This window comes from Pseudomonas sp. SDI, from assembly GCF_003105155.1.
In the GTDB taxonomy this organism is placed as follows: Bacteria; Pseudomonadota; Gammaproteobacteria; order Pseudomonadales; family Pseudomonadaceae; genus Aquipseudomonas.
The window spans coordinates 16,571-36,167 of record NZ_QETK01000020.1 but is presented as its reverse complement, the minus strand read 5'-3'; the positions used below and the strand labels follow the sequence as shown (position 1 = coordinate 36,167).

The following is a 19,597-nucleotide window of genomic DNA, read 5'->3' as shown; positions in this document are numbered from 1 at the left end:
GGCCAGCGACATATGCCGGGTTGGCGAGCACTGTTCGGACTCCGCAGGGGCGAAATGATTCCCCAAACGGTTCCAGTCAATGCTCAAGTCAGAGTGAAACAGACCAACGAACGCTGGCCTACATAGCGCGCGATTATCCAGCAGGCTGCGTTACAACGCATCAGGCCGAACCAACTATTTATGCTACAAAACCACTTGTTTTCGCGCAAACAAGGGTTTTTTGACCTCAGATTTGTAACATAAATGTTACGGGGCCATCATTCACCAGGTGCACCTGCATATCGGCACCGAACCGACCGCTGGCGACGCTCGGGTGTTTGAGTCGTGCCTGGGCCAGCAGGTAGTCGAACAGCTCAGCGCCGAGCGCCGGTGGCGCCGCGCTGGAAAAACTCGGACGCAGGCCACTTTGGGTGTCGGCGGCCAGGGTGAATTGCGAAACCAGCAGCAAACCGCCGCCGATATCCTTGAGCGACAGGTTCATCTTGCCGTCGGCGTCGCTGAACACCCGATAGTTAAGCAGCTTGTGCAGCAGTTTGTCGGCATGCGCCGGGGTGTCGCCGGGTTCGACCGCCACCAGCACCAGCAGGCCCTGGTCGATCGCCCCGACGGTTTGCCCCTCTACCTCGACCCGCGCGCCACGCACACGTTGCAGCAGCCCCTTCATGCTTCTTCCAGTGGCAGGTCGAGCAGGCGTCGGGCCATTTGGTCGGCGGCGCGTACCAGGGCGTCGGTGATGCCCGGCTCGGAGGCGGCGTGACCAGCGTCGCGGATCACTTTCAGCTCACTGTTCGGCCAGGCCTGGTGCAGCTCCCAGGCGTTGTCCAGCGGGCAGATCACATCGTAGCGGCCATGCACGATGACCGCCGGCAGGTGGGCGATCTTCGGCATGTCGCGAATCAGCTGGTTTGGTTCCAGGAACGCGTTGTTGGTGAAGTAGTGGCATTCGATACGAGCAATCGACAGCGCGCGTTGCGGCTCGGAGAAGCGGTCGACCACCAGCGGGTTCGGCCGCAGCGTGGCGGTGCGCCCTTCCCAGGTCGACCAGGCCTTGGCCGCGTGCATCTGGGCGATCTGGTCGTTGCCGGTGAGGCGCTTGTGGAAGGCGGCGACCAGGTCGTCGCGCTCATCGGCCGGGATCGGCGCAATGTAGTCCTGCCAGTAGTCGGGGAACAGGCGGCTGGCGCCGGCCTGGTAGAACCATTCGATTTCCTGCGGACGGCACAGGAAGATACCGCGCAGGATCAGCCCGTGTACACGCTCGGGGTGTTTCTGCGCATAGGCCAGGGCCAGGGTCGAGCCCCAGGAGCCGCCGAACAGCACCCACTTGTCGATGCCCAGGTGCTGGCGGATGCGCTCCATGTCTTCGACCAGGTGCCAGGTGCTGTTGTTTTCCAGACTGGCATGCGGGATGGAGCGGCCGCAGCCGCGCTGGTCGAAGGTAACGATGCGATACAGGTTGGGATCGAAGTAGCAGCGGCTTTGTGCGTCGCAGCCGGCACCGGGACCACCGTGGATGAACAGTACCGGCAGACCCTGCGGCGAACCGCTTTCATCGACATACAGTACATGCGGTGTTTCCACGGCCAGATCGTGCCGGGCGTAGGGTTTGATCTGCGGGTACAAGGTCTGCATTACGCACTCCGTGTGGGGAATTATTCTGCCGTTGGGCATCATAAACCTGAATTGCGCTTTGAGCATGTACCTGTGTCAGCTTCTGCGGCCCTATCGCGGGACCAGCTCGCCCACCGTGAGTTAGGGTGCTCTTGTGGGGGCGGGCTTGTCCCGCGATGAGGAGCTCAGGCCGGGTAGCGCTCGCGTCCCCACGCCAGCACTTCGCCGAGCAACCGCTCCAGCACCTGCTGGGTTGGCTGTGCCAGGTCTTCGCGGTAGGTGAACGGCTCGACCTCTTCCATATAGGTGCTCTGCGCCAGCTCCAGCTGCACCGCATGGATGTGCCTGGCCGGGTCGCCATAGTGCCGAGTGATATGCCCGCCCTTGAAGCGCCCGTTCAGCACGTGGCTATAGCCCTCGGCCTGGGCACACACGGCTTCCAGGCGGGCCGCCAGTTGCGGGTCGCAACTGGCGCCATTGAAGGTGCCGAGGTTGAAGTCCGGCAGCTTGCCGTCGAACAGGTGCGGAACGTGCGAGCGGATCGAGTGCGCATCCCACAACAGCGCATAGCCAAAAGTCTCGCGCAAGCGCTCCAGCTCTTGGCGGATGGTTTGGTGGTACGGCCGCCAGATGGTTTCCAGGTACTCCGCGCGCTCTTCCGGCGACGGCTCCTTGCCGGCCTTGAACAGCGGCTCGCCGTTGAACAGCGTGGCCGGGTACAGACCGGTCGTTGCACCTTTATATAGCGGCTGGTCGTCGTCCGGACGGTTCTGGTCGATGACGAAGCGCGAATACTCCGCCACCACCACGCTGGCGCCCAGGCCGCGGGCGAAGTCGTACAACCGCGGAATATGCCAGTCGGTGTCCGGCAGGCTCTGCGCCTGCTCCACCAGCCCAGCCTTGACCACCGGGGTCAGGCGCAGGCCGGCATGCGGGATGCTGATCAGCAGCGGCAGCGTGCCCTGATGAAAACTCAGTACCTTGTCCATAAAGCCTCGCTTCAATCGCTCAATTCAATGCCGTGGCGCACCACCCGCTTGTGCAGGTCGCCACCCAACCAATACGCCAGGTCGGCCGGGCGCTCGATGTCCCAGGCGACAAAGTCGGCCACCTTACCCACTTCCAGCGAGCCATGGCTATGGCCCAGACCGAGCGCCGTGGCGGCGTGCAGGGTGACCCCGGCCAAGGCTTCCTCCGGTGTCATGCGCAACAGCGTGCAGGCCATGTTCAGCATCAGGCGCAGCGACAACGCCGGCGAGGTGCCAGGGTTGAGGTCGCTGGCGATGGCGATTTTCACGCCATGCTTGCGCAGCGCGTCCATGGGCGGCAGCTGGGTTTCACGCAGGAAGTAGAACGCCCCCGGCAGCAACACGGCAACGGTACCGGCCTCGGCCATGGCGATGGCGTCGGCCTCGTCCATGAACTCCAGGTGATCGGCCGACAGCGCCTGATAGCGCGCGGCCAGGCTCGAACCGTGCAGCGACGACAGCTGTTCGGCATGCAGCTTGACCGGCAGGCCCAGCTCACGCGCCGTGAGGAACACCCGCTCGACCTGCGCCGGGGAAAACGCCAGGTATTCGCAGAAGGCGTCGACCGCATCCACCAGCCCCTCGGCGGCCAGCGCCGGGAGCAGTTCGTCGCAGATATGCTCGATGTAATCGTCGGCGCGCCCGGCGTATTCCGGTGGCAACGCGTGCGCCGCCAGGCAGGTGGCGCGCACGGTCAGCGGCAGTTGCTCGCCGAGGCGGCGGATCACCCTGAGCAGCTTGCGCTCGCTGGCCAGGTCCAGGCCGTAGCCGGACTTGATTTCCAGGGTGGTCACGCCATCGCGCATCAACGCCTGTACCCGCCGTAAAGCGCTGGCGTACAACGCGTCTTCGCTGGCCGCGCGGGTCGCGCGCACAGTGCTGGCGATACCGCCGCCGGCGGCGGCGATCTCGGCATAGCTGACGCCTTGCAGGCGCTGTTCGAACTCGCCGCTACGGTTGCCGCCGAACACCGTGTGGGTGTGACAATCGATCAGCCCCGGGGTGACCCAGGCGCCGCCCAGGTCCACCGTGTGCTCGACGGCGATGGCGCCCAGCGCCTGCCGTGGACCGATCCACTCGATACGGCTGGCGGAGGTGACAATGGCCGCGTCCTCGATGATCGAGTAGGCGCCTTGCGCCATGCTGGCCACGTGGCAATGCTGCCAGAGGGTTTTCATCCACGGTCTCCGTGATTAGTTGGAGGTCGATACCACCGCCGCTGCACACGCACGAGGCTTGCACCACAGGCGATAGGCAGCAACCAGGAACAGCACCCAGACCACACCGACGATCAACGCCGCCTGCGTATCCGGGAAGTAGCCAAGCACACCGAACACGAACAGCATGAACACGATGGCCGCCAGCGGGCCATAGGGCCAGAACGGTACCGGGAACTTCAGTTCGGCGATTGCTTCGCGGCTCAGCTGGCGACGCATAGCCACCTGGGTCACCAGAATCATCAACCACACCCACACGGTCGCAAAGGTGGCGATCGAGGCAATCAGCAGGAACACGTTCTCCGGGATCAGGTAGTTCAGCAGCACACCGCCGAGCAACGCCGCGCCCATGACCATCACGGTCATCCACGGCACCCCGTGCCGGGAGATCTTCGCGAAGCCCTTCGGCGCCTGCCCCTGCTGGGCCAGGCCATACATCATGCGGCCGGCGCCGAAGATGTCGCTGTTGATCGCCGAGACGGCCGCCGAAATCACCACAATATTCAACACCGTTGCGGCCGAGCCAATCCCCAGGTTGCTGAAGATCTGCACGAACGGGCTACCCTGGGTGCCGATCTGCGGCCACGGGTACAGGCACATCAGCACGAACAGGGTCAGCACGTAGAACAGCAGGATCCGCAGCGGCACGGCATTGATCGCCTTGGGAAGGACCCGCTGCGGGTCCTTCGCCTCGCCGGCCGTGATGCCGATGATTTCGATGCCGCCGAAGGCAAACATCACCACCGCCAGGGAGGCGATCAACCCGCCGACACCGTTGGGCATGAAGCCGCCATGGGCAGTGAGGTTGGCCAGGCCGCTGGCGGTTTCGCCCGTCACGTTGCCCAGGCCGAAGGCCATGATGCCGAAGCCGGCCAGGATCATCGCGATGATCGCCGCCACCTTGAGCAGCGACAGCCAGAACTCCATCTCGCCGAATACCTTGACGTTGCACAGGTTCAGGCCGCCGATCAGGAAGACGATGCCCAGCACCCAGATCCAGCGCGGCACCTCGGGGAACCAGAAGCTCATGTAGATGCCGAACGCCGTCACGTCGGCCAGACAGACGATGATCATTTCAAAGGCGTAGGTCCAACCCAGGACAAAGCCGGCCATCGGCCCCAGGTAGGTGCTGGCATACGCGCCGAACGAACCGGAGACCGGGTTGTGCACGGCCATTTCACCCAGCGCGCGCATCACCATGAACACCGCAGCGCCGCCGATCAGATAGGCTAGCAGCACCGCTGGCCCAGCCATCTGGATGGCCGCAGCCGAGCCGTAGAACAGCCCGGTACCGATGGCGGAACCAAGCGCCATAAAACGAATATGTCGTGCGGTGAGCCCGCGCGAAAGTCCTTGTGCTTGAGATTGCATTTCGCGTTCCTGATTCTTGTTGTAGGCGAAAAGCAGCGCGAACCCGGCGAGGGGTTCGCACGGCAAGAGGCCGGCCTTTGCGGCCGGCCTGATGGATCACAGGCTCGGCAGTACGCCGGCCGGTAGCAGGCTGGTCAGGCTGCCGGCAGCCAACAGCGCAATGGCCGCCTCGATGTCCGGCGCGAAGAAACGGTCCTTGTCATAGAACGCCACTTCGGCGCGCAAGGCCTGACGGGCCTGCTCCAGCTTGGCCGAGGTTTTCAGGCCCTCGCGCAGGTCCAGCCCCTGACAGGCCGCCAGCCATTCCACCGCGAGCACGCCGCGGGTGTTTTCGGCCATTTCCCACAGACGCTTGCCGGCGGCCGGCGCCATCGACACATGATCTTCCTGGTTCGCCGAGGTCGGCAGGCTATCGACACTGTGCGGGTGGGCCAGGGCCTTGTTCTCGCTGGCCAGGGCCGCGGCCGTGACCTGGGCGATCATGAAGCCGGAGTTGACCCCGCCATTGCCCACCAGGAACGGCGGCAGCTGCGACATGTGCTTGTCCATCATCAGCGAGATACGGCGCTCGCTCAGCGAACCGATTTCGGCAATCGCCAGGGCCATGTTGTCGGCGGCCATGGCCACCGGCTCGGCGTGGAAGTTGCCGCCCGAGATCACATCGCCCTCTTTGGCGAACACCAGTGGGTTATCGGACACCGCGTTGGCCTCGATCACCAGCACCTCGGCCGCCTGGCGCAGTTGGGTCAGGCAAGCGCCCATGACCTGCGGCTGGCAACGCAACGAATACGGGTCCTGCACCTTGCCGCAGTGCTCGTGGGAGGCCGACACTTCGCTGCCATCACCCAGCAGGTCGCGGTAGCACGCCGCCGCGTCGATCTGCCCACGCTGACCGCGGGCCAGGTGGATCCGCGCATCGAACGGCGAGCGCGAGCCAAGCACCGCTTCTACCGTCAGCGCGCCACAGGACATCGCCGCCGCGAACAGGTCTTCACCTTCGAACAGGCCACGCAGCGCGTAGGCAGTAGACGCCTGGGTGCCGTTGAGCAGCGCCAGACCTTCCTTGGCGGCCAGGGTCAGCGGCTCCAGGCCGGCCACCGCCAGTGCTTCGCTAGCCGACAGCCACTGGCCCTTGTGCCGGGCCTTGCCTTCACCCAGCAGTACCAGCGACATATGCGCCAGCGGCGCCAGGTCGCCGGACGCGCCGACCGAGCCCTTGAGCGGGATGTGCGGATAAACTTCGGCGTTGATCAGGGCGATCAGCGCGTTGATCACTTTGCGCCGGATCCCGGAGAAGCCACGGCTCAGGCTGTTGACCTTGAGCACCATGATCAGGCGCACCAGGGCGTCGCTGATCGGCTCGCCAACACCGGCTGCGTGCGACAACACCAGCGAACGCTGCAGGTTTTCCAGGTCGTGGCTGGCAATGCGCGTCGAGGCCAGTAGCCCGAAGCCGGTGTTGATGCCGTACGCGGTGCGGTTCTCGGCCAGAATCTGCTCGACACAGGCGACGCTGTCGTCGATCTGCTGGTCGGCGCTGCTGTCGAGCTTCAGCGTCAGCGGCTGCTGATAGATCGCGCGCAGCTGGGCCAGGGTCAGGGTGCCGGGTTTGAGGGTCAATTCAGTCACGTTGTTGCTCCATCCTTTAGGCGCAATGGCCTGCATGTATTCAGTATCAACCATTGGCCGCGGATCAGCCGGTAATCATTGGCAGGTTCAGGCCCTGCTCCTTGGCGCAATCGATGGCGATCTGGTAGCCGGCATCGGCGTGGCGCATCACGCCAGTGCCCGGGTCGTTGGTCAGCACGCGGGCGATACGCTCGGCGGCTTCGTCGGTCCCGTCACAGACAATCACCATGCCCGAATGCTGCGAGAAGCCCATGCCGACGCCGCCACCGTGGTGCAGCGAGACCCAGGTGGCACCGCTGGCGGTGTTGAGCAGGGCGTTGAGCAGCGGCCAGTCGGAGACGGCGTCGGAGCCATCCTGCATGGATTCGGTTTCGCGGTTCGGGCTGGACACCGAGCCGGAGTCGAGGTGGTCGCGGCCGATCACGATCGGTGCCGACAGCTCGCCGCTGCGAACCATTTCGTTGAACGCCAGGCCAAGCTTGGCGCGCTGGCCCAGACCGACCCAGCAGATCCGCGCTGGCAGGCCCTGGAAGCTGATGCGCTCGCGGGCCATGTCCAGCCAGTTGTGCAGGTGGGCATCGTCGGCGATCAGTTCCTTGACCTTGGCGTCGGTCTTGTAGATGTCTTCGGCGTTACCCGACAGCGCCGCCCAACGGAACGGACCGATGCCACGGCAGAACAGGGGGCGGATGTAGGCCGGCACGAAGCCGGGGAAGTCGAAGGCATGGGTGACGCCTTCTTCCTTGGCCATCTGGCGGATGTTGTTGCCGTAGTCGAAGGTCGGGATGCCCTGTTTCTGGAAGTCGAGCATGGCCTGCACGTGCACGGCCATCGATTGCTTGGCGGCTTTCACCACGGCGGCCGGCTCGGTTTGTGCGCGGTCGCGGTACTGCTCCCAGGTCCAGCCGGCGGGCAGGTAGCCGTTCAGCGGGTCGTGGGCGCTGGTCTGGTCGGTGACCATGTCCGGGCGTACACCGCGCTTGACCAGTTCCGGGAGGATTTCGGCGGCGTTGCCCAGCAGGGCGATGGAGATGGCCTTGCCTTCGGCGGTGTACTGGGCGATGCGTGCCAGGGCGTCGTCGAGGTCGCGGGCCTGCTCGTCGACGTAGCGGCTGCTCAGGCGGAAGTCGATGCGGCTCTGCTGGCATTCGATGTTCAGCGAGCAGGCGCCCGCCAGGGTGGCCGCCAGTGGCTGGGCGCCGCCCATGCCGCCGAGGCCGGCAGTCAGTACCCATTTGCCCTTGAGGCTGCCGTTGTAGTGCTGACGGCCGGCTTCGACGAAGGTTTCGTAGGTGCCTTGCACGATGCCCTGGCTACCGATGTAGATCCAGCTGCCGGCGGTCATCTGGCCGTACATGGCCAGGCCCTTGGCATCCAGTTCGTTGAAGTGCTCCCAGTTGGCCCAGTGCGGCACCAGGTTGGAGTTGGCGATCAGTACGCGTGGGGCGTTGCTGTGGGTCTTGAACACGCCGACCGGCTTGCCGGATTGCACCAGCAGGGTCTCGTCGTCATTCAGGTTGGTCAGGCTTTCGACGATCTTGTCGTAGCACGCCCAGTTGCGCGCCGCGCGGCCGATACCACCGTACACCACCAGTTCCTTGGGGTTTTCCGCCACTTCCGGGTCGAGGTTGTTCATCAGCATGCGCAGCGGCGCTTCGGTCAGCCAGCTTTTCGCGGTCAGCTTGGTGCCACGCGGGGCGCGGATCTCGACATCACGGAATTTGTTCAGGTTGTTGTCAGTCACGAAAAGGGCTCCTCAAGCGATCTATCCAAACCCGGCCCGATAGGCGGGCCAGTGGGTGGTTTCAACAGCGCAGAAGGGACGGCCTATCCACTCATACGCATACGTCTTTACTTGTACATACAAGCATATGCAATTGAGCGGCCAAGGCGCAAGCAGCGGTTTGGAAAAAAACGCGGAAACGGCTACAAGCCTTACGGCGCGCGGCGCGAGGCTTGTAAGAGAAGTCTGAAGGGGGTGGGGCCGGGACGTTCAAACCAAGGCAGCATTGCGCCACCTTGGGGTATTCGGTAACAACCTGTGCGGTTTGACGGCGTTACTCGGAAACGCCAGTCAGCTCAATGACGCAGCAGCGTCCGCTTGTTTCCAGTTGCAGCAGGTGCGTGTTGCCGTTCAGTTGCAGGCAGTCGTACAGGCCCAGGTGCTGCGTCGGATGGCCGCCGAGGCTGAGCGCCAGCGCATCCTCGGCACTGAACACCAGCAGCGTGCTCGCAGCACTGAACAGCTTGGTGGCGCCGTCGAACCATTGCAGGCGCGCCCGGTAACGCTGCGGCGCATAGATCAGGTTGAAGTCGCGGATCGGCCCACCGAGCAGGCGGCAGGCCACCTGGCTTTCGCCGCTGAAGGCAAACGCATCGAACGGCAGCAGCGGCCGGCTCGGCTGGTCGTCGACCTGCAACTGCATGCCCTCGCCCTGCAACACAGTGATGATCCGCTGATACCCGGCAAAGCTGGAGAAGCCGCCCGACTCGGCGATATCGGCAATCGACAGGCGCCAGCCAAAGCCGTCCAGCCCAGCGCCGCCGTCGCGGGTGATCTCTTCGGTGCTGCCGCCGCCGTTCTTCCAGGGCATACGGGGGTAATCGGCGGCGCGTAACAGGGTCAGCTGGCTCATTTACTGAAGCGTCCTTCCAAACGATGACGGGAACCGGGGTGGATCAGGCGGGCGGCCGTTACCGGCTGGCGGCCGGACCAGGTGCGCCGGCGAATCAGCAGGCACGGCTCGCCGGCTTCGATCTGCAGCAGCGCGCATTCGTCGGCATCGGCCAGGATGGCCTCGACCACGTGCTCGCCTTCGGTCAGCGGTGCCACCTGGGACAGGTAGGCGTAGGGCGTTTGCCGGGTGAAATCCTGATTGAGGTAGTCCGGGGCAATCTGCGCGTTGACGAAACGGTCTTCGATCTGCACCGGCACGCCGTTCTCGAAATGCACGATCAACGAATGGAACACCCGCTGACCTTCGCGCATGTCCAGCGCCAGGGCGCGCTCGGAGCCAGCCGTTTCCTCGGCCAGGGTAATGACCTGGCAGCTGTGCTGATGCCCGCGGGCAGCAATTTCGTCGGCGATGTTGTTGACTTCGAACAGCGCGGAACGGGTCTTGGGCTCGGCGACAAACGTACCTACCCCCTGCATCCGCACCAACAACCCTTCGGCGGTCAATTCGCGCAGCGCACGGTTGATGGTCATGCGGCTGAAACCCAGTTCGCTGACCAGCTCGCTCTCCGACGGCACCCGGTGGTGCGGGGGCCAGCTACCGTTCTGGATCTGTTGGGCGATCATCTGCTTGACCCGCGCGTACAGCGGCGCCGGCCCCTCGCCCATCTGGGCGACCAGCGTGGAGACAGGTGATGTCGGCACGGCGAAAATCCTTGAGTTCGATTGAATGAACGGTAGCTTGCCGGAGTTTACCCAGCAGGCAAACGTCTGTATATGTATATACAAATAATCCTGATGAGGTGTCTTGTCGATGTCCGTCTTTTTTGCCGAACGTGCGTTGCTACCTGATGGCTGGGCCAAGAATGTCCGCATCGAGGTCGGCGCCGATGGCCGGCTGGCCCGGATCGAAGCCAATGCCTCGGCAGAAGGCGCGCAGCACCTGGCCGGTCCGTTGCTGCCAGGCATGCCCAACCTGCACTCGCACGCCTTCCAGCGGGCGATGGCCGGGTTGGCGGAAGTGGCCGGCAACCCCAACGACAGTTTCTGGACCTGGCGTGAGCTGATGTACCGCCTGGTCGGCAAGATCGACCCGGAACAGTTACAGGTCATCGCCCGCCAGCTGTACATCGAAATGCTCAAGGCCGGTTACACCTCGGTTGCCGAATTCCACTACGTCCACCACGACCAGCAGGGCCAGGCCTATGCCGACCCGGCCGAGCTGTCGTTACGCATCAGCGCCGCAGCCCGTAGCAGTGGCATCGGCCTCACCCTGCTGCCGGTGCTCTACAGCCACGCCGGCTTCGGCGGCCAGGCGCCGAACGACGGCCAGCGACGCTTCATCAACAGCAGCGAAAACTACCTGAAGCTGCAACAGCAACTGGCCCCGCGCCTGGCGCAACAGCCGGCGCAGCAACTGGGCTTGTGCTTCCATTCCCTGCGCGCGGTGACCCCGCAGCAAATCGCCGACGTGCTGGCCGCCAGCGACCAGCACTGCCCGGTGCATATCCATATTGCCGAGCAGCAGAAGGAAGTCGACGACTGCCTGGCCTGGAGCGGGCGCCGGCCGCTGCAGTGGCTGTACGAAAATACCGAGGTCGACCGCCGCTGGTGCCTGGTCCACGCCACCCATGCCGAGCCCGACGAAGTGGCGAGCATGGCCCGTAGCGGCGCCGTGGCCGGGTTATGCCTGACCACCGAAGCGAACCTGGGCGACGGGATCTTCCCGGCGGTGGATTACCTGGCGCAGGGCGGGCGGTTAGGGATCGGCTCCGACAGCCATGTGTCGCTGAGTGTGGTCGAGGAACTGCGCTGGCTGGAGTACGGCCAACGCCTGCGCGACCAGCGCCGCAACCGCTTGCATGGCGCCGACCAGCCGATGGTCGGGCGCACCCTGTTCGATGCCGCGCTCAGCGGTGGCGCGCAGGCGCTGGGGCAGCCGATTGGCGCACTGGCGGTGGGCAAGCGGGCGGACTGGATTGTGCTCGACGGGCTCGACCCGTACCTGGCGACGGCCAGTGGCGATGGCATTCTCAACCGCTGGCTGTTTGCCGGCGGCGATCGCCAGGTGCGCGATGTGATGGTCAACGGTCAGTGGGTGGTGCAGCAGGGGCGGCATGCCGATGAGGAGCAGAGCGCTCGGGCGTTTGCGGCAGTCTTGCGGTCTGTGTTGAATTGAAAAGCATCGCGGGACGAGTCGTCCCGCGATGAGGCCTTTAAGGCTTGCCCGCGATATCCCGATCAGCCACCCGCCAGATCAGCCGCGAGGTGTCATAGCCCTGCTGCCGTGCCTTGGCCAGCAGGCTCTCGCGCGCCAGCGCCGGGATCGTCGGCGTGCGCGACAGAATCCACAAGTACTTGCGATTCGGGTTGCCGACCAGCGCCGTCTGGTACTCGCTGTCGACATACAACACCCAGTAATCGCCCTTCGCCACACCCGGCAACAGCGTCGAGAACCAGTTGTCGAATTCCACCCAGAGCTTGTCGGTCTTGCCCGGTACCTGCGCGGTCGCCGTCCCGGTCGCTTCCTGCCACTCGCCCTGCAACGTTCGGCAACGGTTCAGCACACCGACATTGCCATCCGCCTGCAGCGTGTAATGCGCCTCGGACTGCGCACAATCGCGCTGAAAGAACATCGGCAGACGCGCCAGCTCATACCAGGTGCCCTGGTAGCGCCTGAGATCGACATTGCCGGCGGTCTTCGGGTCCATTGGGTTGCTGCTGCCGGAGGTCGCGCAAGCGCTCAGCAGCAGGCCGGCACACACACCAAGCAGCACGCGAAGTGCGTTCATTTCAGGCCCTGCCCTGAATACATCAGCACCTTGTCGGCCGCGTACTGCACGCTGATGAACGACTGCTCGTCGCCCCAGGTACAACTGGACATGCCCAGCGCGCCGGAACACTCGGCCGGGCTGCCAAGCAACTGCTCGACGTCGGCCTTGCTCATGCCGGTCTTGAGGTGTGAATAGTTTTCCTGGTTGATCTTGTTACACGCGGTCAGAAACACGCACAACGACAACAGGGCGAGGGAACGCAACGACATGAAAGGTCACTCCTGGACAGGGGGGGCGCACGGCACGGAAGCCTGCGACGAGTTTAGAAGGAAAAAACCGGTTCCGGTTCCCCTGCCCGCGGATTTACTTGCTCTCAGCCTTTGGTCGCATACCTGCAAAAACGATTAATCTTTTGTCCGGCACGGACGACACAGGTAGGCGCTGCGACTATTGGTCGCGCCTCCCCGTAGACCCGCCTTGTGCAGACACCGTAATGACAAAAAACCTGAAGTTCAGCCACAAGATCCTGCTGGCCGCCGCCCTCGTGGTGGCGGTGGCGTTTACCTGTTTCATCCTGTTCAACGACTACCGCCAACGCCAGTCGTTGCGCAGTAACACCGAAGCCTCCATGCAGGCGCTGGGCGCACTGACCAGCGGCAACATTCAGACCTGGCTGGAAAGCCGTATCCAGCTGCTGCAATCGTTCGCCCAGCAAGTGGCCGTGGACGGCCCGGGCAAGGCCAGCCTGAACCGCAGCCTGGCCCTGCCGGTCTATGGCAGCAACTTCGCCCTCACGTATTTCGGCGGCCAGGACGGCGCCATGCAATCGGTGCCGGTCGGCAACCGTGCGCCAGACTACGACCCGCGCGTGCGCGGCTGGTACAAAGCCGCCAGCGCCGCCGGTAAAACCATCGTCACCGAGCCCTACGTCTCGGCATCCATGGGCAAGCTGGTGATCACCATTGCCTCGCCCGTGCAGCAGGCCGGCCAACTGATCGGCGTCAGCGGCGCCGACACCAGCCTGGACACCATCAGCCAGATCATCAACTCACTGAACTTCGACGGCCATGGCCAGGCCTTCATCGTCAACGGCGACGGCAAGATCCTGATCCACCCGGATAGCCAGCTGGCGCTCAAGAGCCTGGTCGACGTCTACGGCAGCAGCGCGCCGCAGATCGGTGCCGGGCTCAAGGAAATCAGCCTCGACGGTCGTCAGCAGTTCATCACCTTCACCCGCGTCAACGGCGTGCCGTCGGCCGACTGGTACGTGGCGCTGGTGCTCGATCAGGACGCGGCATTCGCCATGCTCAGCGACTTCCGTACCTCGGCCATCGTTGCCACGGTAATTGCGGTACTGATCATCATCGGTCTGCTCGGCCTGCTGATTCGCGTGCTGATGGAGCCGCTGCACCTGATGGGCCGCGCCATGCACGACATCGCCGAAGGCGAAGGCGACCTGACCAAGCGCCTGCGCATTCACGCGCATGATGAATTCGGTGCCCTGGCCACCTCATTCAACCGCTTTGTCGAGCGCATCCACGAGTCGATCCGCGAAGTGTCCTCGGCCACCGGCCAGGTCAACGAAGTGGCGCTGCGCGTGGTCAGTGCTTCGAACGCTTCGATCCACAACTCCGACCAGCAATCGAGCCGCACCAGCAGCGTGGCGGCGGCGATCAACCAGCTCGGCGCCGCCGCTCAGGAGATTGCCCAGAACGCCGCCCTCGCCTCGCAGCATTCCAGCGAGGCCCGCAACCTGGCCGAAGACGGCCAGCAGGTGGTCGACCAGACCATCAGCGTGATGCATCAGTTGTCGGCGAAGATCAGCGATTCGTGCGGCAACATCGAAACCCTGAACGCCAATACGGTGAACATCGGGCAGATTCTCGAAGTGATCAGCGGGATCTCGCAGCAGACCAACCTGCTGGCGCTGAACGCGGCCATCGAGGCCGCTCGTGCGGGCGAGGCCGGGCGCGGCTTTGCCGTGGTAGCCGACGAAGTGCGCAACCTGGCCCACCGCACACAGGATTCGGCGCAGCAGGTGCAGAAGATCATCGAGGAGCTACAGGCCGGTGCGCGGGTGGCCGTCAGCACCATGGTCGAAAGCCAGAGCCAGAGCGAGCACAGCGTCGGGATTGCCAACCAGGCCGGCGAGCGCCTGGGCAGCGTTACCCAGCGGATCGGCGAAATCGACGGGATGAACCAGTCGGTGGCCACCGCGACCGAAGAGCAGACGGCCGTGGTCGAGTCGATCAATGTCGACATTACCGAGATCAATACGCTGAATCAGGAAGGGCTGGAAAACCTGCAGGCGACGTTGCGCGCCTGCAACGACCTGGAGAGTCAGGTCGAGCGCTTGAAGCATCTGGTGGGCAGTTTCAGGATCTGAGGCAAACCCTATCGCGGGACGAGTCGGAGTGGCGATCCGGCTCGTCCCGCGATGAGGCCCTCGGCGTCAGAACCTGGACCCAGGCTCCAGCAGAAAGTCCAGCTCCTCGTCGGTACTCGGCCGCCCCAGCACCAGGTTGCGATGCGGGAACCGACCGAACCGCGCAATCACCCGCTGGTGCTGCTCGGCGTAGTCGAGGAAACCTTCGAACAGGCGGCGATCCGCTTCCGGTTGCGCGCCCAGCAACAGCTGGTAGCGCTCGACGCAGATGTTCTGCCAATCCAGCACTTCGGCATGCTCCAGCACCAGCAGGATGAACACCCGCTGGATCGGCAGCAGCTGATAATCCCAGGCCTTGTCCAGGCCCTGCATCACCAACACCTGCGCGCGCCGGTCGCCATCGAAGGCGCGCGGCGTGTCGCGGTGGATCATGCGCGGCAACTGATCGAGCAGCAGCACCAGCCCCAGCCAGCCCTGAGGGCTTTGCAGCCACTCATCGAGACCGCCGGCCAGCGCCTGCTCCATCAACTCGCCAAAGTACGCCTCGGCTTCGGCATCGTGATGCTTGCCGAACCAGAGGGTGCTCTTCTCGTCAGCGACCTGCTGGGGACTGGTGCCCCAACCGAACCACCACTCCAGCAACGGCTGCCAAGGTGCGAGCATGATTTACTCCTGGTGATAACCGGTAACGCGCTCGACTTCCTGCTTCGAGCCGAGGAACACCGCGACGCGCTGGTGCAGGCTCTCCGGCTGGATGTCGAGGATACGCTGACGACCGTCGGTGGACGCACCGCCGGCCTGCTCGATGATGAACGACATCGGGTTGGCTTCGTACATCAGGCGCAGCTTGCCCGGCTTGGAAGGCTCGCGGGCATCGCGTGGGTACATGAACAGGCCGCCACGGGTCAGGATGCGGTGCACATCGGCAACCATCGAGGCAATCCAGCGCATGTTGTAGTTCTTTTTCAGCGGGCCGGTTTCGCCGGCCAGCAGTTCGCCGACATAACGGGTAACCGGTGCTTCCCAGTGACGCTGGTTCGACATGTTGATGGCGAACTCGGCGGTGGTTTCCGGTACCTGGATGTTCTCGTGGGTCAGCACGAAGCTGCCCAGCTCGCGGTCCAGGGTAAAGCCCTTGACGCCATTGCCCAGGGTCAGGATCAGCATGGTCTGCGGGCCATAGATGGCGTAACCGGCCGCTACCTGCTTGGTGCCTGGCTGCAGGAAGGCCTGCTCGTTCAGGCTTTCGTTCTGGCTCAGGTACTCGTTAGGGCAACGCAGTACCGAGAAGATGGTGCCGACCGAGACGTTGACGTCGATGTTCGACGAACCGTCCAGCGGGTCGAAGACCAGCAGGTAGGCGCCTTTCGGGTACTTGCCCGGGATCTGGTAGGCGTTGTCCATTTCTTCGGAGGCCATGCCGGCCAGGTGACCGCCCCACTCGTTGGCTTCGAGCAGGATGTCGTTGGAAATCACGTCCAGCTTCTTCTGGACTTCGCCTTGCACGTTTTCGGTGCCCATGCTGCCCAGGACGCCACCCAGTGCGCCTTTGGAGACGTTATGGCTGATTTCCTTGCACGCACGCGCCACCACTTCGATCAGGAAGCGCAGATCGGCAGGGGTGCTGTTGCTACGGGTCTGCTCAATCAAATAGCGACTCAGGGTAACGCGGGACATGTAAGGCTCCGAAGAAGGGGAAGTAAAAACCCACGCAGTTTACAGGGAGAGCGCTGCGCGGGCGAGCAGTAGGACACGCCTGTCCGATCAGACGACACATCGACCCGAAGGTTCACGCCCACGGGCCGCGCGCCGTTGCTCAGTCCAGAGCCTTCCAGATCTCCCTGGCGTATTCGCGGATGGTCCGATCGGAGGAGAACCAGCCCATCCGCGCGGTATTCAAAACCGCCGAGCGCCACCACAGTTTAGGCTCATGCCAGAGTTCGTCGACCCGCCGCTGGGCCTCCCAGTAGGCATCGAAGTCGGCGCAGAGCAGGAAGCGGTCGTAGGCCACCAGCGAGTCGATCAGGCCCACATAGCGTGCCGGATCGTCCGGCGAGAACACCCCGCCGCGAATCGCCTGAAGCACGTCGTTGAGCCGGTGCGAAGCGGCAATCGCCGCGCCCGCGCCGAAGTCGCCACTGCGCTTGCGGGCTTCCACCTGCTGGGCGGTCAGGCCGAAGATGAACATATGCTCGGCGCCCAGGTGCTCGGACATCTCGACGTTGGCGCCGTCGAGGGTACCGATGGTCAGTGCGCCGTTGAGGCCGAACTTCATGTTGCTGGTGCCCGAGGCTTCGTAGCCGGCCGTGGAAATCTGCTCGGACAAGTCCGCCGCCGGGATGATGCTCTCGGCCAGGCTGACGTTGTAGTTGGGCAGGAACACCACTTTCAGCAGGCCGCGCACGGTCGGGTCGTTGTTCACCACCTTGGCGATGTCGTTGGTCAGCTTGATGATCAGCTTGGCCTGGTGATAGCTGGCCGCGGCCTTGCCGGCAAAGATCTTCACCCGCGGCACCCAATGGGTACTCGGCTCGGCGCGGATCGCCTGGTACAGCGCCACCGTGTGCAACAGGTTGAGCAACTGGCGCTTGTACTCGTGGATGCGCTTGACCTGCACATCGAACAGCGCCTCGGGGTTCACCGTGATCCCCAGGCGCTCCTGAATGATCGTCGCCAACGCCCGCTTGCTGTGCAGGCGCTGCTCGGCGAACTGCTTGCGAAAGCTCGCCTTCTCGGCAAACGGTTCCAGTGCCTTGAGGCCGGTTTCGGTGTTGTCGAGAATCTCCGCGCCCAACGCCTCGACCAGCATCGCCGTGAGCGGCGGGTTGGACTGGAACAGCCAGCGACGGAAGGTGATGCCATTGGTCTTGTTGTTGATCCGCTCCGGGTACAGCTTGTGCAGCTCGGCGAACACCGTGCTGCGCATCAGCTTGGTGTGCAGCCCGGACACGCCGTTGACGCTGTGCGAGCCGAGGAACGCCAGGTTACCCATGCGCACCCGGCGGCCGTTGTCTTCTTCGATCAGCGACACCGCGCGCAGCACGTCGAAGTCGTGGATGCCCTTGGCCCGTAGCGCGTCGATATGGAACGCATTGATCAGGTAGATGATCTGCATGTGCCGCGGCAGCATGCGTTCCATCAGGCCCACCGCCCAGGTTTCCAGGGCCTCCGGCAGCAGCGTGTGATTGGTGTAGGCGAGCGTGTCGACGGTCAGCTGCCAGGCGGTGTCCCATGGTACTTCGTGCTGGTCGACCAGCAGCCGCATCAGTTCGGCCACGGCAATCGAGGGATGGGTATCGTTGAGCTGGATGGCCACCGACTCGTGCAGGTTGAGCAGCGTGTCATGCATGTTCAGGTGGCGACGCAGCAGGTCCTGCAGCGACGCCGAGACGAAGAAGTATTCCTGACGCAGGCGCAACTCCTGCCCCGCTTCGGTGCTGTCGGCCGGGTACAGCACCCGCGAAATGCTTTCGGCCCTGGCCACTTCGGCGACGGCGCCGAGGTGATCACCGGCATTGAAGCGCTCCAGGTGCAGCTCTTCCAGGGCCCGCGCGCGCCACAGGCGCAGGGTATTCACACTGGCACCGCGCCAGCCCACCACCGGGGTGTCGTAGGCCACCGCGCGCACGGTTTCCGCTGGCCACCAGACCTGCCGTGGCTGGCCGGCGCCATCGTGCACGGTTTCGACGCTGCCGCCGAAACTGATCGGGTAGATCACCTCGGCGCGCTCGAACTCCCAGGGGTTGCCGAAATCCAGCCAGTTCTCGGTCTGCTCCTGCTGCCAGCCATCCACCACCGCCTGGCGGAACAACCCGTGCTCGTAGCGGATGCCATAGCCGTGGGCGGCGATGCCGAGGGTCGACATGCTTTCCATGAAGCACGCGGCCAGCCGGCCAAGGCCGCCGTTGCCCAGCGCCGCGTCCGGCTCCAGCAGGCGGATCCGCTCAAGGTCGACGTCGAGCCCTGTCAGCGCCTCGCGGGCGATGTCGAGCAGGCCGAGGTTGCTCAGGCTGTCGTAGAGCAGGCGACCGATAAGGAATTCGAGGGAGAGGTAATACACCCGCTTCTGGCTGCTGCGGTAGATCTGCCGGGTGTGGTCCATCCAGTGATCGACCATGTGATCGCGTGCGGCCAGGGCAATGGCTTCGAACCAGTCGTGCTCGAAGGCGTGTTCCGGGTCCTTGCCGACCGCGTAGGTCAGTTTATCCAGTACAGCGGTGCGAAAAGCGGCCACCTCTGCGTCACGTGCGAGTGGTTCCTGAGACATGCGATGTCCTCGGGCAAGTTGACGAATGCGGATGGAGACTCCTCAGCCTAGACGCTTCGACACAGAGCGAAAGCGCTGGTTCAGGTGTTTCTGTGCAAAAGCGGTACCTGTTATGCGCGCAACCGGGCAAATGGCTGTTCACATTTTGATCAACTCCGGTATGATCGCGCGCCCACCAGAACATCTAAACACCTGAGCCCGATGAAACCGACCCTGATTGCCGCCGCCGAAGTCGACCGCCTGGATACCTGGCAAAGGTATTCCAGCCATATGTGCGGGGGCTGCAACTCCACGTGCTGCACCTTGCCGGTGGAGGTCAAGTTGAAAGACTTGATCCGCATTGGCGTGGTGGACGAGTTCGAGAAAGACGAGCCACCGAAGAACGTTGCCAAGCGTTTGCAAAAGGAAGGGATTATCGAGCGCTTCAACCAGAAGTCGGGCATCTTCACCCTGACGCGGATGAGCAACGACGATTGCCTGTATCTGGACCGCAAGAGCCGCCTGTGCACCATTTATGACAAGCGTCCGGACACCTGCCGCAACCACCCGAAGATCGGGCCGCGGCCGGGGTATTGCGCGTACAAGCCCAAGCCGCTGGCGCGCTGAGTAAAGCATCGCGGGACAAGCCCGCGCCCACAAA

Annotated in this window: 17 protein-coding genes and 1 pseudogene; 4 read left to right on the top strand and 14 right to left on the bottom strand. The window is 63.9% G+C overall.

Going from position 1 to position 19,597, the window contains the following annotated elements; translation table 11 throughout:
* Positions 1 to 226: 226 nt before the first annotated feature.
* The 9 genes from dtd to hutC all read right to left on the bottom strand — a co-directional run bounded on the left by dtd (position 227) and on the right by hutC (position 10,199).
* Positions 227 to 664 (bottom strand): D-aminoacyl-tRNA deacylase, encoded by a 438-nt coding sequence (gene dtd / locus DCO48_RS14595; protein ID WP_116551321.1) that lies wholly within the window; start codon positions 662 to 664, stop codon positions 227 to 229.
* Positions 661 to 1,632 carry a prolyl aminopeptidase gene (pip, locus tag DCO48_RS14590; protein WP_116551320.1) on the bottom strand — a complete coding sequence of 324 codons (972 nt, stop codon included), beginning with the start codon at positions 1,630 to 1,632 and terminating at the stop codon, positions 661 to 663. The genes dtd and pip overlap by 4 nt, the downstream gene beginning before the upstream one ends.
* Positions 1,633 to 1,796: 164 nt before the next feature.
* Positions 1,797 to 2,600 carry an N-formylglutamate deformylase gene (gene hutG / locus DCO48_RS14585; protein WP_116551319.1) on the bottom strand — a complete coding sequence of 268 codons (804 nt, stop codon included), beginning with the start codon at positions 2,598 to 2,600 and terminating at the stop codon, positions 1,797 to 1,799.
* An 11-nt stretch (positions 2,601 to 2,611) separates the two neighbouring features.
* Positions 2,612 to 3,817: an imidazolonepropionase gene (gene hutI, locus DCO48_RS14580; RefSeq protein WP_116551318.1), complete on the bottom strand. Its 1,206-nt coding sequence runs from the start codon at positions 3,815 to 3,817 to the stop codon at positions 2,612 to 2,614.
* Positions 3,818 to 3,832: 15 nt separating this feature from the next.
* Positions 3,833 to 5,227 carry an amino acid permease gene (locus DCO48_RS14575; protein ID WP_116551375.1) on the bottom strand — a complete coding sequence of 465 codons (1,395 nt, stop codon included), beginning with the start codon at positions 5,225 to 5,227 and terminating at the stop codon, positions 3,833 to 3,835.
* Positions 5,228 to 5,323: 96 nt separating this feature from the next.
* Positions 5,324 to 6,892: a histidine ammonia-lyase gene (gene hutH, locus DCO48_RS14570; RefSeq protein ID WP_177410618.1), complete on the bottom strand. Its 1,569-nt coding sequence runs from the start codon at positions 6,890 to 6,892 to the stop codon at positions 5,324 to 5,326.
* Positions 6,893 to 6,920: 28 nt separating this feature from the next.
* Complete coding sequence (gene hutU / locus DCO48_RS14565; RefSeq protein ID WP_116551316.1) at positions 6,921 to 8,600, bottom strand: urocanate hydratase; 1,680 nt, start codon at positions 8,598 to 8,600, stop codon at positions 6,921 to 6,923.
* Positions 8,601 to 8,913: 313 nt separating this feature from the next.
* Entirely contained in the window at positions 8,914 to 9,492 is a 579-nt protein-coding gene (locus tag DCO48_RS14560; RefSeq protein ID WP_116551315.1) for a HutD family protein, read from the bottom strand.
* Complete coding sequence (hutC, locus tag DCO48_RS14555) at positions 9,489 to 10,199, bottom strand: histidine utilization repressor (protein ID WP_165840778.1); 711 nt, start codon at positions 10,197 to 10,199, stop codon at positions 9,489 to 9,491. Before hutC ends, DCO48_RS14560 begins: the two co-directional genes overlap by 4 nt.
* Before the next feature lie 145 nt (positions 10,200 to 10,344).
* Here hutC and DCO48_RS14550 point away from each other — a divergent pair, with 145 nt between their 5' ends.
* Positions 10,345 to 11,709, top strand: coding sequence for a formimidoylglutamate deiminase (locus tag DCO48_RS14550; RefSeq protein ID WP_116551313.1), 1,365 nt, complete (start codon positions 10,345 to 10,347; stop codon positions 11,707 to 11,709).
* A gap of 37 nt (positions 11,710 to 11,746) precedes the next feature.
* Here the strand turns inward: DCO48_RS14550 and DCO48_RS14545 are convergent, their stop codons facing one another.
* Positions 11,747 to 12,322 carry a lipocalin family protein gene (locus tag DCO48_RS14545; RefSeq protein WP_116551312.1) on the bottom strand — a complete coding sequence of 192 codons (576 nt, stop codon included), beginning with the start codon at positions 12,320 to 12,322 and terminating at the stop codon, positions 11,747 to 11,749.
* Positions 12,319 to 12,573: an outer membrane protein assembly factor BamE gene (gene bamE, locus DCO48_RS14540; protein WP_116551311.1), complete on the bottom strand. Its 255-nt coding sequence runs from the start codon at positions 12,571 to 12,573 to the stop codon at positions 12,319 to 12,321. Before bamE ends, DCO48_RS14545 begins: the two co-directional genes overlap by 4 nt.
* Before the next feature lie 224 nt (positions 12,574 to 12,797).
* Here bamE and DCO48_RS23270 point away from each other — a divergent pair.
* Both DCO48_RS23270 and DCO48_RS23265 read left to right on the top strand, forming a co-directional pair.
* Positions 12,798 to 13,835: pseudogene (locus DCO48_RS23270) on the top strand (cache domain-containing protein); the annotation flags it as partial.
* 24 nt (positions 13,836 to 13,859) lie between these two features.
* A complete protein-coding gene (locus tag DCO48_RS23265) occupies positions 13,860 to 14,690 on the top strand; it encodes a methyl-accepting chemotaxis protein (RefSeq protein ID WP_371919512.1) in 831 nt (276 codons plus the stop codon).
* A 66-nt stretch (positions 14,691 to 14,756) separates the two neighbouring features.
* Here the strand turns inward: DCO48_RS23265 and DCO48_RS14530 are convergent, their stop codons facing one another.
* The 3 genes from DCO48_RS14530 to DCO48_RS14520 all read right to left on the bottom strand — a co-directional run bounded on the left by DCO48_RS14530 (position 14,757) and on the right by DCO48_RS14520 (position 18,957).
* On the bottom strand, positions 14,757 to 15,353 hold the full coding sequence (locus DCO48_RS14530) for a DUF924 family protein (protein ID WP_116551309.1): 597 nt from the start codon (positions 15,351 to 15,353) through the stop codon (positions 14,757 to 14,759).
* Between the two features lie 3 nt (positions 15,354 to 15,356).
* On the bottom strand, positions 15,357 to 16,367 hold the full coding sequence (locus DCO48_RS14525) for a class 1 fructose-bisphosphatase (RefSeq protein WP_043862187.1): 1,011 nt from the start codon (positions 16,365 to 16,367) through the stop codon (positions 15,357 to 15,359).
* Positions 16,368 to 16,506: 139 nt separating this feature from the next.
* Positions 16,507 to 18,957 (bottom strand): glycogen/starch/alpha-glucan phosphorylase, encoded by a 2,451-nt coding sequence (locus tag DCO48_RS14520; RefSeq protein ID WP_116551308.1) that lies wholly within the window; start codon positions 18,955 to 18,957, stop codon positions 16,507 to 16,509.
* A 201-nt stretch (positions 18,958 to 19,158) separates the two neighbouring features.
* Between DCO48_RS14520 and DCO48_RS14515 the strand changes: the two genes are divergently transcribed.
* Positions 19,159 to 19,563 carry a YkgJ family cysteine cluster protein gene (locus tag DCO48_RS14515; protein ID WP_116551307.1) on the top strand — a complete coding sequence of 135 codons (405 nt, stop codon included), beginning with the start codon at positions 19,159 to 19,161 and terminating at the stop codon, positions 19,561 to 19,563.
* The last annotated feature ends 34 nt before the right edge of the window (positions 19,564 to 19,597 follow it).